Below are 12,721 nucleotides of genomic sequence, written 5' to 3'. Positions count from 1 at the left end.
CAACAGGCCGAATACATATGAGCGACTTCCGAGAACATGCCAGAAATCATTTGCGAACAGCAGCCGGTACATACATTGGGCCGACGTTGCGTGACCCGTTTTGGAGCCTTCTGCTGACCGGACGTTGGTACACGTCGCAGCATCGGTCAATTTGGGCTCAAAGCCGCCTTTCGCTGCACAGAGCGTGAAGGGCCGGTTGCAGATGGATAGAGCTTTTGGGGGCATGAGAGCGAGCGAGGCATGAAACGGGCCGCGCCAAAAAAAGCCCTCCCCGATGATCTGGGGAGGGAGACTTAAGGGCACTTGCGGGAGGGAGAACGCCCGCGGCCCACGTTCCTTATGGAATGATGCGTGTGTATTTCACGCCTTCCAGAGTTGCGCCGACATGAAGGCCTGCTTGTCCGAAGATCACCGCCAGCACGGGGGCTGTCGAGGTGGTTGTTTCGGCGCGGATGTTCTCGCCCTGATCGCGGAAGACATACTCGACGTCGGCCCCTGCGGCCCAGCCACTTGAACGGCGGTAATTCATCAGTGCGTTTTCTGTCATGAAGAAAAGCACATGGGCGTATTGCTGCGCGCCGATCTGGAGGCCGAAGCTGCCTTTGGTGGCGGAGTAGTAATCAACGGTCACGTCGTTGACCCTGAGGGCGCCGCGCCCGTAGCCGCCACCAAAGCCGAAGCCTGCCTCGGTGATGAGGGGCATGACCAGCATACCGAGCGATTTGTCGGCGAGGCCGCGTGTTCCGGGGTATTTGCTGTAAAGGAAGTTGAGTGTCTGGTCGACGCGTGCGTCGATGGCTGCGGCGCCGTTGGAGCCGACACCGTTGCCGCACCCTGAAAGAACGCCTGCGCCTGCAAGGGCTCCAAGCGCAAAAGTTCTGCGAGAAATATTGTTCATGATGTTACTGCCGTATTGCCTGAATGTGGTGCTGGTTATGTCCAGCTTACCTGTGACGATACGCGCTTTGGGCGGGTCTGTCACCCTAAACTGGCCTGTTTGGCGTGATTCTGCCTGTTTTAAGCGAGCGCGCGGGCCACTTGGGGGGCAAAATAGGTGAGAATTCCGTCACATCCTGCGCGCTTGAAGCACATGAGGCTTTCCAGCATGGCCTTGTCACCGTCAATCCAGCCGTTTTGCGCGGCGGCCATGATCATCGCGTATTCGCCCGAGACCTGATAGGCATATGTGGGCGCGCCGAAGGCGTCTTTGACGCGGCGGCAGATGTCGAGGTAGGGCATGCCCGGTTTGACCATGACCATATCAGCGCCTTCCCGCAGGTCACGCTCGACACATCGCAGGGCTTCATCGGAGTTGGCGGGGTTCATCTGGTAGGTTTTCTTGTCACCCTTGAGGGCATCGGACGCACCGACCGCATCGCGGAAGGGGCCGTAAAAGGCGGAGGCGTATTTGGCGGCGTAAGAGAGCAGCATCACATCTTTATGGCCAGCGGTTTCGAGCGCGGCACGGAGCGCGCCGATGCGGCCATCCATCATGTCGCTCGGGCCGATGATATCAACCCCTGCTTCGGCCTGTGAGAGGCCTTGCTTGATGAGGGCATCTACAGTTTCGTCATTGATGATCTTGCCGTCCACGACGAAGCCGTCATGGCCTGTATCGGAGTAGGGATCAAGCGCGACATCGGTCATGACGGCGATGTCCGGCACGGCAGATTTGATCGCGCGGGTGGCGCGGTTGCTCAGGTTGTCTGGGTTCCAGGCCTCGGCGCAATCGGCGGTGCGCTTGGCGGCATCGGTATAGGGAAAGAGGCAGATCGCGGGGATGCCGAGGGCGTAAGCCTCGCGGGCGGCTTCGACCACTTTGTCAACCGAGCGGCGGGTGACCCCGGGCATCGAGGCGACGGGCTCTTCAACGCCTTCGCCTTCGCGCACGAAAACAGGCCAGATCAGATCATTCGGGGTGAGGGTATTCTCGGCAACCAGCGCGCGAATGCCTTCGCTTTGGCGGGTGCGGCGCAGTCGTGTGGCGGGGAAAGGGGCTTGAATCGCGCGCATGTTTGTCTCCGGAAACAGTGTTGCGCGAAACTGTCACGTAAATTGCGCCACCTCAAGGTTGGAATTGCCTGAACTGCGCGCTATGAGAGGCGAAACAATGTAAGGGGCGCGGGCCTTGGACTGGTATTCGACCGTATTCGAGCTAATTGACATGCGCTCGTTTAGCAACCTTTGGTTCTGGATTGCGCTGGCTGTGATGTGGTCGACAGCATCGCATTGGGTGCTTGGTGTGCCTTGGGATATGGTGCTGCGTGCACAGCGCGAAACCGACCAATACGACACCGACTTGCATGATATTGTGCGGATCAACACCAACCGCTTGCTCAACATTGCCAATGTATCGGGCCTGTGGCTTTCGGGGTTTGCGTGTTTTTTCCTTACCATGCTGGTGCTTCTGGGCTTTGTTTACCGATTCGAGTTTGCTCAGGCGGTGTTTTTGCTGGCGTTTCCAATGTCGCTTGTCGGGGCGGCGTCGATATCGACTGCGCGGCTGATCCGCGAGGAAGATGCCAGCGGCGCGCGGCTTTACAAGCTGCTCGGGCGGCAACGGATGATCACACAGGTGATCGGGATGATCTCGATTTTTGTGACGGCGCTTTGGGGCATGTATCAGAACCTCACCTATGGCGTGTTTGGCTAGGCTATGATCAAGACCGCCCCCCGCCATATCACCGTCAGCGGTGCGCCTGAGGGCTTTGACGGCAAGCTTTTGCTGGCCGAGGCGGAGACGGCCGGTGCGGTTCTGCACATTGCGCGGGATGACAAGCGGCTGGAGGCTATGCGCGCCACGCTGCGGTTTTTTGCGCCGCAGATGCCGGTGTTTGCTTTCCCGGGCTGGGACTGTCTGCCATTTGATCGCGTGTCGCCCAACCCTGATATTTCCGCCGCGCGGATGGCCACTTTGGCGAGCCTTGTGCATGAGATGCCCAAGCCTTTTGTGCTGCTCACCACGCTGAGTGCGGCGATGCAGTATATCCCCGCGCGTGAGGTGCTGCGCGAGGCGGCGTTCAAGGCCGCGGTCGGCGAGCGGGTGAATGAAGAAGCCTTGCGTAACTTCCTGGTGCGTATGGGGTTCTCCCAAAGCCCGACAGTGACGGAGCCCGGTGATTATGCCATTCGCGGCGGGATTATCGATATCTTCCCTCCCGGTGATGGCGGGCCTGTGCGGCTTGATTTCTTCGGGGATGTGCTGGATGGCGTGCGCCGCTTTGATCCGTCCACACAGCGCACCACCGAGACGATGAACAGTGTCGAGCTTGCGCCTGTTTCCGAAGTCTTGCTCGATGAGGCGGCTATCCTGCGGTTTCGCCAGAATTACCGTATCGAATTTGGTGCGGCGGGCACGGATGATCCGCTTTATGAGGCGGTTTCGGCAGGGCGCAAGCACGCGGGGATGGAGCATTGGCTACCGTTCTTTCACGAGCGGTTAGAGACGATTTTTGACTATGTGCCGGAGGCCACGCTTAGCTTTGACGAGGGGCTGACCGCCAAACGCGAGGCGCGGTGGATCAGCATCGAGGACCAATACGAGACCCGCAAGCTCGCACTTGCAGCGCGCTCCAAGATGGACACGGTATACAAGCCCGTGCCAGCGGAGCAGCTTTACGTGAACGAGGCGGCTTGGATCAAGGCCACAGGCGCGTTCCGTGCGTTGCAACTGGTGGCGCTTCCGCAGCCCACAGGGGCCAACGTAATTGACGCGGGCGGGCGCCTCGGGCGCAACTTTTCGCCTGAACGTCAGATGGAAAATGTGAATCTTTTCAGTGTTCTGAAAGACCATATTGAAGCGAAAATGAGCGAGAAGCCGGTGCTTCTGGCAAGCTATTCCGAAGGCGCGCGCGAGCGTATCGAAGGGCTGCTCGAAGACGAGGGGCTTGGCGGTGCCGTCACGGTGAAGGATGCCGCGCGCATCGGCAAGCGCGGGCTTCACCTTGCTGTCTGGCCGCTGGAACAGGGCTTCGAAGCGCCTGATCTGACGGTGATTGCCGAACAGGACATTCTGGGCGACAGGCTTATCCGCGCCCCCCGCACAAAGCGTAGGGCCGATAACTTCCTGACCGAAGCGCAGAGCCTCTCGCCGGGAGATCTGATCGTTCATGTCGATCACGGAATTGGCCGCTATCACGGGCTTGAAGTTGTCACCGCTCTGGGCGCGGCACATGAATGCCTCAAGCTGGAATATGCAGAAAAGACAACGCTTTACCTGCCGGTTGAAAACATAGAACTGCTCAGCCGCTATGGCCACGAGGAAGGGTTGCTTGACCGCCTCGGCGGCGGTGCATGGCAGGCGAAGAAGGCCAAGCTCAAGGCGCGTATTCGCGAGATGGCAGACAAGCTTATCCGTGTGGCGGCCGAGCGCGCGCTGCGCCGTGCACCTGTTATGGAGCCGATGCCGCACGCCTGGGAGGAGTTTGCCACGCGCTTTCCCTATCAGGAAACCGATGACCAGCTCTCCGCGATCGAGGATGTGCTGACGGACCTTGGCTCCGGCCAGCCGATGGACCGCCTGATCTGTGGAGATGTGGGTTTCGGCAAAACCGAAGTGGCGATGCGCGCCGCCTTTATTGCGGCGATGCAAGGTGCACAGGTGGCGGTGATTGCACCGACAACCTTGCTGGCGCGCCAACACCACAAAAGCTTTGCCGAGCGCTTTCGCGGCTTTCCTTTGCAAGTGCGCACGCTTTCACGGTTTGTGAGTGCCAAGGACGCCAAGCTGACGCGCGAAGGCATGAAGAACGGCACGGTCGATATCGTGATCGGAACCCACGCGCTTTTGGCAAAAGACATACGTTTCAAGGATTTGGGACTGCTTATCATTGATGAAGAGCAGCATTTCGGTGTGTCTCACAAGGAGCGCCTCAAGCAGTTGCGCTCGGATGTGCATGTGCTGACGCTGACGGCGACACCTATTCCGCGCACGCTTCAGCTGAGCCTGTCGGGGGTGCGTGACCTGAGCATCATCGGCACGCCGCCTGTCGACCGGCTCGCCATCAGAACCTATGTGAGCGAGTTTGACGGGGTGACGATCCGCGAGGCCTTGCTGCGCGAGCATTATCGCGGCGGCCAGAGTTTTTATGTGGTGCCGCGCATCACCGATTTGCCCGAGATCGAGGATTTCCTGAAGGCACATGTGCCTGAGGTGTCTTATATCGTGGCACACGGGCAGATGGCGGCGGGCGAGCTCGATGACCGAATGAACGCCTTTTACGACGGTAAATATGACGTGCTGCTGGCGACGACAATTGTGGAAAGCGGCCTCGATATTCCAACCGCGAACACGATGGTTATTCACCGCGCCGATATGTTTGGCTTGGCACAGCTTTACCAGATACGCGGGCGCGTCGGCCGCTCCAAAACGCGGGCCTATGCCTATCTGACGACCAAACCGCGCAAGCCTTTGACGGCGACAGCAGAGAAGCGGCTGCGCGTGCTTGGCTCGCTTGATACGCTCGGCGCGGGCTTTACGCTGGCCTCGCAGGATCTCGACATTCGCGGCGCGGGCAACCTGCTGGGCGAGGAGCAGTCCGGCCAGATGCGCGATGTGGGCTACGAGCTTTACCAGCAGATGCTGGAAGAGGCGATTGCCAAGATCCGCGCGGGTGAGGCAGAGGGCATCCTTGAAGAGGGCGACTGGTCGCCCCAGATCGGGCTTGGTGTGCCTGTTCTGATACCCGAAAATTATGTGCCTGACCTTGACGTGCGTCTGGGATTGTATCGCCGCCTCAGCAATCTGGAAGGTAAAGTCGAGCTGGAAGGCTTCGCCGCCGAACTGATTGACCGCTTCGGAAGCCTGCCGCGGGAAGTGAACACGCTGCTGCTTGTCGTGCGCATCAAGGCGATGTGCAAAAAGGCGGGGATTGCCAAGCTCGATGGCGGGCCCAAGGGCGCGACGGTGCAGTTCCACAACGACAAATTCGCATCCCCTGCAGGACTCGTCGAGTTCATCCGTGACCAGAAGGGGCTGGCCAAGGTCAAAGACAACAAGATCGTGGTGCGCCGCGACTGGAAGACTGACGGCGACAAGATCAAAGGTGCCTTTGCGATTGCGCGGGATCTGGCGCAGAAGGTAGCGGACGAGAAGAAGGCGAGAAAGGCGGCGAAACATGCTTGAAGACGGGTATCATGAGGTTCCTGCGGGGCACACCGCCTCGGTTGTGACCTATCTGGAGATGTTTGCGCGCCCCGAATTGCGTGCGGAGGCCGAGACGGCGCTTTCGCTTGCGCGGATCACCAGGCCTGATCTTGCGCGCTATCGCGATCTGTTTGCAAAGGTGGGGGGCGATTATCTCTGGTCAAGCCGTCTTGAGCTGACGGATGAGGTGTTGCGCGCGGTGCTGGTTGATCCACGTGTTCATCTTTATGTTGTGCAAAACGGCGGGTCCGAGGCAGGGATGCTGGAGCTGGATTTTCGCGCGGGAGATGAATGTGAACTGGCATTTTTTGGCCTGACAGCAGATCAGGTCGGAGGCGGCGCGGGGCGCTGGCTGATGAACAGGGCGCTGACGCTGGCATGGGCCGAGGATATCAAGCGCCTCTTCGTGCACACCTGCACACTCGATCACCCCAAGGCGCTGCCGTTTTATGTCCGCTCGGGTTTCATCCCCTACAAACGCTGCGTCGAAGTCTCGCCGGATCCGCGCGAGACAGGTCATTTACCTGAAAGCAGCGCCCCGCAAATCCCGCGGCTCTAGCCCTTTCTTATTGCTCCAAATATCCTAGTGGGAGGTTTCATAAGCCCTATGGCTTATGAAACGGGGGGACTGGTCCCCCGACAGATCGGATTGCACGAAGTGCAATTCGAAGCCTCTATCGCTTTCCGCGTGTTTCAAACCAGGCGGCTGCTTTGGGCTGTAACCAGTCCCAAAGCCAGGGCGCGCCGCGTTTGATTTTGTTGCCGACGCGGGCTTCGAACTGATCAAATTGCGTATTATATTCGATCCATGATCCGCCGCCTGAAGCGAGGTTCTGGTTCGGCGGCTGGAAGCGGTCGAGTGATTTTGCAAAGCGCGCGTCGGGGGTTTCGGCAGCTTCGAACTCGTCCCAGAGGGCGCGAAAGCTCGTGGCTTGGTCGGGCGGCAGCAGGCCGAAGATACGGTCGGCGGCGGCGGTTTCCTTCTCGGCCATTTCAGTGGCGTCATGGTTGCCAAAAATCGGCGCATCGCCTGCGTCGATCTCGACGAGGTCATGCAGCAGGAGCATGCGGATCACGCGGTCGATGTTCACATTATCGGGGGCATCTTCCCCCAAAACCAGCGCGTAGAGTGCGATGTGCCAGCTGTGTTCCCCCGAATTCTCATAGCGCGCGCCGCTCGCAAGAGTGGTTCCGCGAATGATTTGCTTGAGTTTGTCGGCCTCCATGAGGAAGGCCATTTGTGCATTGAGGCGCTTGTTCATTCCTGCGGGTTCTGCTCGTCCAGCAATTTTTGGGCCTTTTTGAGCAGGAAGGCGCGGGCTGCTTTGCCGGCCATGCGCACGCGCACTTCGGTCAGGTAGGCCTCTTCGAGGGTTTGCGAAGATTTCCCCAAGAGATCGGCAACCTCGAAGTGCAACCGGTCATCGCCTGATTTTTCCATGATTTTGATGGTGTCATCCGCCAATTTCGAGGCGGTTTCCTGCATCGTTGACATCAGCGGGAGTTCTCCGTGAGGCGGCGTTTGACGTAGGTTTGCACCGTATTGACCATTGTATCCATGTGATCGTTCTCAAAGAAATGGCCGGCGCCTTCAACCTCATCGTGGGTTACGGTGATGCCTTTTTGCTCATGCAGTTTGCTCACCAGTGTGCGGGTGTCGGCAGGTGGCGCGACACGGTCGGCTGTGCCGTTGATCACAAGGCCCGAAGACGGGCAGGGCGCCAGGAACGAAAAGTCATACATATTGGCGGGCGGGCTGACCGAGATGAAGCCGGTGATCTCGGGGCGGCGCATCAGAAGCTGCATGCCGATCCACGCTCCGAAGCTGAAGCCTGCAACCCAGCAGTGTTTGGAGTTGTTGTTCATCGACTGCAAATAATCGAGGGCCGAGGCCGCATCGGACAATTCACCGACGCCTTGATCATATTCGCCCTGCGAGCGGCCAACGCCGCGGAAATTGAACCGCAGAACGGTGAAGCCCATGTTGTAGAAGGCGTAGTGCAGGTTGTAGACCACCTTGTTGTTCATCGTGCCGCCGAATTGCGGGTGGGGATGAAGCACGATCGCGATGGGGGCATCACGTTCCGGTTGGGGGTGATAGCGGCCTTCAAGACGGCCCTCTGGGCCAGGAAAGATTACCTCGGGCATATAGTGACTTCTCTTCCTTGAAAATGCGCGCGGGCTTTCTTGACTAAATCCGTCGAGCATATTAGAACAATTCTAAATTCAGGCATATTGCCTAACGTTCATAGCGAAATAGTCTGTGACGGGGGCAAGGTCAACAAGTGCCTGTTTTCTTATGAGTGAAAGGGTGGGCGATGAAGCTCAGCACAAAAGGCAGATATGCCATGGTCGCTCTGGCCGATATAGCCCTTCAGGGCGAGGGCGCTTTGGTGACGCTTGGTGATATTTCGAAGCGGCAGGATATTTCGCTGCCATATCTGGAGCAGCTTTTCGTAAAGTTGCGACGCGCGGAGCTTGTCGCTTCGGTGCGAGGACCGGGAGGCGGATATAAGCTGGCGCGCCTGCCTGTCGATATCCGTGTTGTCGATGTTTTGGCGGCGGTGGACGAGACTGTGGACGCCTTGAAAAAAGGGGCCGGTGCCAGCGGGGCCGCCTCGGGCAGCCGCGCGCAATCGGTGACGAACCGTTTGTGGGAGGGCTTGTCGGCGCATGTTTATGTGTATCTGCATACGGCGCGACTTTCGGATGTGATCAAGAACGAGCTTTCGCCTTGTCCTGCGGTGCCTTCGCTTTTTGCTGTGGTGGATGAAGATTGAGTTTTTTCCGGCATAAAGCCGCGCTTTCAGCGCGACAGGTTTTGCGCCGCGCTGCGCGCGCCGCGGTGACGAGAGGGGCCAGCCCCTCTCGTGCTCTCCCCGGGATATTTTTGGCAAGAAAAAGAGCGGAGGCTTTGCTGTGAGGCGGGTCTATCTTGACCATAATGCGACGACGCCTTTGCGGCCCGAGGCGCGGGCGGCTTTGGCCGAGGCGATGGATATTGTCGGCAACCCTTCTTCTGTGCATGCCGAGGGGCGGCGGGCGAAGGCGTTTCTGGAAAACTGCCGCGCGCGTCTGGCTGATGCTTTGGGCGCGTCCGGCGCGGAGATTGTTTTTACCGGGTCGGCCACCGAGGCGGCCGCGATGGCGCTGGCCGGGCGGGGTATTGCTTGCAGCGGGGTTGAGCATGATGCTGTGGCGGCCTGGTGTGACACGTCGCTTGCGGCGGATACCGATGGCCGCGTGAGTGTGCCTGAGGCCGGGTTTGCCACGGTGCAGCTTGCCAACTCGGAGACGGGTGTGATGCAGGAGTTGCCTGAAGGGCTGTGGATGAGTGATTTCACCCAGGGTTTCGGCAAGGTTGCTCTCGATTTCCTGCGCTCGGGGCCGCTTATGGCGATTGTTTCGGGGCATAAGCTGGGCGGGCCCAAGGGCGTTGGTGCGCTTGTGATGCGGCGCGGGATTGATCTGGACCCCGTTTTGAAGGGCGGCGGGCAGGAGATGGGCCGCCGTGCGGGAACCGAAAACCTGATCGGGATTGCCGGCTTTGCCGCGGCCGCGGAGGCGGCGGCGCGAGACGTGAGTGACGGGCGCTGGCAAGCGGTGGAGGAATTGCGCGATTTGCTGGAGGAGGCCCTTGCGGCGGAAGGGAAACCACCTATTTTAGTCGGAAAAGGTGTGATGCGTTTGCCGAACACCTCTTGCCTGATCAGCGAAGGCTGGAAAGGCGAGACGCAAGTGATGCAGATGGACCTTGCGGGATTTGCTATTTCGGCTGGTTCCGCGTGTTCCAGCGGTAAGGTGAAGACGAGCCCTGTGCTGCGCGCTATGGGGTATTCCGAGACCGAAGCGGGCTGCGGGATCCGTGTGAGCCTCGGGCTTGAGACGACACGGGACGATATTTTGCGTTTTGCCGAAACTTGGGCGGCGCAGGCGAGAAAACAGGCCGCGCGCGCGGCGTAATGCGAACAGGACGGAAAAGGAAGCAAGCGATGAATGAAGTGATTGTAAAAGACGGTGTCGAGGAAGAAACGGTTGAGGCCGTTCGTTCGCTTGGAGAAAAGTATAAATACGGTTGGGAAACCGAGATCGAGATGGAATATGCGCCGCTTGGTCTGAATGAAGATATTGTGCGCCTCATCTCGGAGAAAAACGAGGAGCCGCAGTGGATGACCGACTGGCGACTTGAAGCATTCGCGCGCTGGAAGACTCTCAAAGAGCCTGACTGGGCGATGGTGGATTACCCCGAGATCAACTTTCAGGACCAGTATTACTATGCCCGCCCCAAAAGCATGGAAGTGAAGCCCAAGTCTTTGGACGAGGTCGACCCCAAGCTTTTGGCCACTTACGAGAAGCTTGGTATTCCGCTGAAGGAACAGATGATTCTGGCCGGTGTCGAAGGTGCGGAAGACGCGCCTGCCGAGGGCCGCAAAGTGGCTGTGGATGCGGTGTTTGACAGCGTTTCCGTGGGCACGACATTCCAGAACGAGTTGAAGGCCGCGGGCGTTATCTTTTGCTCGATCTCGGAGGCGATCCGTGAGCATCCTGAGCTTGTGAAGAAGTATCTTGGCTCGGTTGTGCCTGTATCAGACAACTTTTATGCGACGCTCAACAGCGCGGTTTTCTCGGATGGTTCGTTTGTATATGTGCCGCCCGGCGTGCGCTGCCCCATGGAGCTTTCCACCTATTTCCGGATCAATGCCGAAAACACAGGCCAGTTCGAGCGCACGCTGATCATTGCCGACAAGGGCAGCTATGTGAGCTATCTTGAGGGCTGCACCGCACCGCAGCGCGATGTGGCGCAGCTTCATGCGGCTGTTGTCGAGATTGTCATCGAGGAAGATGCCGAGGTGAAATACTCCACCGTGCAGAACTGGTATCCCGGTGACGAGAACGGCAAGGGCGGGATCTATAACTTTGTGACCAAGCGCGCAGATTGCCGCGGCGACCGTGCCAAGGTGATGTGGACGCAAGTTGAGACAGGTTCGGCTGTGACGTGGAAGTATCCGTCCTGCATTTTGCGCGGCGATGACTCTCAGGGTGAGTTTTACTCGATTGCGATTACCAACAACCACCAGCAGGCCGATACCGGCACGAAGATGATCCACCTTGGCAAGAACACCAAGTCGCGGATTGTTTCGAAAGGTATTTCAGCAGGTGTGGCGCAGAACACCTATCGCGGGCTTGTGAGCATGCACCCCAAAGCGAAGAACTCGCGCAACTATACGCAGTGTGACAGCTTGCTGATTGGCGATAAATGCGGTGCGCATACCGTGCCTTACATCGAGGTGAAGAACAATTCCTCGCGTGTGGAGCATGAGGCGACGACATCGAAGGTGGATGACGAGCAAATGTTCTACTGCCGTCAGCGCGGGATTGGCGAGGAAGAGGCCGTGGCACTCATCGTCAACGGTTTTGCCAAGGAAGTGCTGCAAGCGCTGCCGATGGAATTTGCCATGGAAGCGCAACAGCTTGTCGCGATCTCGCTGGAAGGCTCTGTCGGGTAATGAGTTCTCCGGCGCTCATATCAGGTCTCAAGCGGGGGGGAGGCTTGCGTAAATTTGCGCAGGTTTCGCCACATTTGTGCCTGACTGGCTCGCTACTTTTACGTGCAAGCCAGAATGTGAGTTATGCCAATGCGGAACAAAAACCTCGATGCGTTCGAAGCGCGGATCAAGCGGATTGCCAAGGAAGAAGGCTCAAAGCGCCAGCTTATCGCGGGCGAGGGAGAGTTGCGGGACACGCGTATTTCGGCGGCGCAGATCAAGCGGGCCAAGGCCTCGCAGAACAGTTCCAGCCTTATCCTTTCGGTTCCCAAATGGGGTATGGCTTTTCTGCTGGGCGCCGTGGCTATGCTGATCGGGCGTTTGGTGGGCCATCACGTTTTGGAGCGGTTCATGTCCGGTGCGGATATGACCGAACTGCTGATGAGACACGGCGGCGAGCTTGCGATCGGAATTGTCGCGCTGGTCACCGCAGCAACGTTCATAGGGTTTCGCGGCGGGTTTGCCAAAGTGGCGATGACAGCGGGCTTTGCCATGATGCTTGTGGGCGAGGCCGATGTGGCGACACATGCCCCCGGTCTTTGGGAAGGCATGTTCTCGGCGGAGTATGCTGCGGCCAAGCTGGGGCCGTCCTCGGGCATGGAAAACAATCTGCGCACCATTGCAAGCCTGTTGCAAAACAACACTTAAATCAGTCTTACACCCTTGCCAGCTCCCTGCGCGCCAGTTTTGGCGCCGCGGGGATTTCGCTTGCGTTAAGCTTGCCTTCTTCGGCTGGCAGTGGGCTGGCGCAGATGGCGCTTGGGGCTTGCGAGTATGACGATGTGTCACCGTTGAATAGATGAGGGGTAGAGATTAAGCGCATGGAATTTATAGAGAAAAATAAAAAGATTGTTGTGCCTGTTGTGGCGGGTGTGCTGATCGCAGTGATCCTTGATTGGGCGGATGTGCCTGTCTGGATCATTGGCGGGGTTGTGGCCGCTGTTGTGGCTCTGTGGACCCGCCAGATGATTGAAGCCTATGACACCAAGATCGCGCCGAAGATCAATGAACGCCGTGAGGGCCGCTGATT

Annotated in this window: 13 protein-coding genes; 8 read left to right on the top strand and 5 right to left on the bottom strand. The window is 58.6% G+C overall.

Annotation, left to right across the window (positions count from 1 at the left end):
- Window positions 1-337: 337 nt before the first annotated feature.
- On the bottom strand, window positions 338-898 hold the full coding sequence (locus OE750_RS04825) for a YSC84-related protein (RefSeq protein ID WP_263761996.1): 561 nt from the start codon (window positions 896-898) through the stop codon (window positions 338-340).
- Between the two features lie 119 nt (window positions 899-1,017).
- Window positions 1,018-2,013, bottom strand: coding sequence for a porphobilinogen synthase (gene hemB, locus OE750_RS04820; RefSeq protein WP_263761994.1), 996 nt, complete (start codon window positions 2,011-2,013; stop codon window positions 1,018-1,020).
- A 115-nt stretch (window positions 2,014-2,128) separates the two neighbouring features.
- Here hemB and OE750_RS04815 point away from each other — a divergent pair, with 115 nt between their 5' ends.
- From OE750_RS04815 to OE750_RS04805, 3 genes are read left to right on the top strand one after another with little or no spacing between them, the layout of a single operon-like run.
- Complete coding sequence (locus OE750_RS04815) at window positions 2,129-2,653, top strand: component of SufBCD complex (RefSeq protein ID WP_263761992.1); 525 nt, start codon at window positions 2,129-2,131, stop codon at window positions 2,651-2,653.
- Between the two features lie 3 nt (window positions 2,654-2,656).
- The gene (gene mfd, locus OE750_RS04810) at window positions 2,657-6,124 is read left to right on the top strand and encodes a transcription-repair coupling factor (RefSeq protein ID WP_263761990.1); all 3,468 of its coding nucleotides are present in this window, start codon (window positions 2,657-2,659) and stop codon (window positions 6,122-6,124) included.
- A complete protein-coding gene (locus tag OE750_RS04805) occupies window positions 6,117-6,704 on the top strand; it encodes a GNAT family N-acetyltransferase (RefSeq protein ID WP_263761988.1) in 588 nt (195 codons plus the stop codon). Before mfd ends, OE750_RS04805 begins: the two co-directional genes overlap by 8 nt.
- 115 nt (window positions 6,705-6,819) lie before the next feature.
- On the opposite strand, the gene OE750_RS04800 is transcribed toward OE750_RS04805, so the two are convergent.
- Genes OE750_RS04800 through OE750_RS04790 form a run of 3 tightly spaced genes read right to left on the bottom strand, consistent with a single transcriptional unit; the run spans window position 6,820 to window position 8,293 of the window.
- A complete protein-coding gene (locus tag OE750_RS04800; protein ID WP_263761986.1) occupies window positions 6,820-7,407 on the bottom strand; it encodes an HD domain-containing protein in 588 nt (195 codons plus the stop codon).
- A complete protein-coding gene (locus OE750_RS04795) occupies window positions 7,404-7,640 on the bottom strand; it encodes a hypothetical protein (protein ID WP_263761984.1) in 237 nt (78 codons plus the stop codon). Before OE750_RS04795 ends, OE750_RS04800 begins: the two co-directional genes overlap by 4 nt.
- Complete coding sequence (locus tag OE750_RS04790; RefSeq protein ID WP_263761982.1) at window positions 7,640-8,293, bottom strand: alpha/beta hydrolase; 654 nt, start codon at window positions 8,291-8,293, stop codon at window positions 7,640-7,642. Before OE750_RS04790 ends, OE750_RS04795 begins: the two co-directional genes overlap by 1 nt.
- A 170-nt stretch (window positions 8,294-8,463) precedes the next feature.
- Between OE750_RS04790 and OE750_RS04785 the strand changes: the two genes are divergently transcribed.
- The 5 genes from OE750_RS04785 to OE750_RS04765 all read left to right on the top strand — a co-directional run bounded on the left by OE750_RS04785 (window position 8,464) and on the right by OE750_RS04765 (window position 12,719).
- Window positions 8,464-8,925: an Rrf2 family transcriptional regulator gene (locus OE750_RS04785; protein WP_263761979.1), complete on the top strand. Its 462-nt coding sequence runs from the start codon at window positions 8,464-8,466 to the stop codon at window positions 8,923-8,925.
- A 139-nt stretch (window positions 8,926-9,064) separates the two neighbouring features.
- Complete coding sequence (locus OE750_RS04780; protein WP_263761978.1) at window positions 9,065-10,108, top strand: cysteine desulfurase family protein; 1,044 nt, start codon at window positions 9,065-9,067, stop codon at window positions 10,106-10,108.
- 29 nt (window positions 10,109-10,137) lie between these two features.
- The gene (gene sufB, locus OE750_RS04775) at window positions 10,138-11,652 is read left to right on the top strand and encodes a Fe-S cluster assembly protein SufB (RefSeq protein ID WP_412176197.1); all 1,515 of its coding nucleotides are present in this window, start codon (window positions 10,138-10,140) and stop codon (window positions 11,650-11,652) included.
- A 129-nt stretch (window positions 11,653-11,781) separates the two neighbouring features.
- The gene (locus tag OE750_RS04770) at window positions 11,782-12,339 is read left to right on the top strand and encodes a hypothetical protein (RefSeq protein WP_263761974.1); all 558 of its coding nucleotides are present in this window, start codon (window positions 11,782-11,784) and stop codon (window positions 12,337-12,339) included.
- Window positions 12,340-12,512: 173 nt separating this feature from the next.
- A complete protein-coding gene (locus OE750_RS04765) occupies window positions 12,513-12,719 on the top strand; it encodes a hypothetical protein (RefSeq protein WP_263761971.1) in 207 nt (68 codons plus the stop codon).
- Window positions 12,720-12,721 lie beyond the last annotated feature (2 nt).

Source organism: Lentibacter sp. XHP0401, assembly GCF_025751535.1.
Taxonomy (GTDB): Bacteria; Pseudomonadota; Alphaproteobacteria; order Rhodobacterales; family Rhodobacteraceae; genus Lentibacter.
Note: the sequence above shows the minus strand (reverse complement) of the source record. Positions and strands in the feature narration are given on the sequence as shown.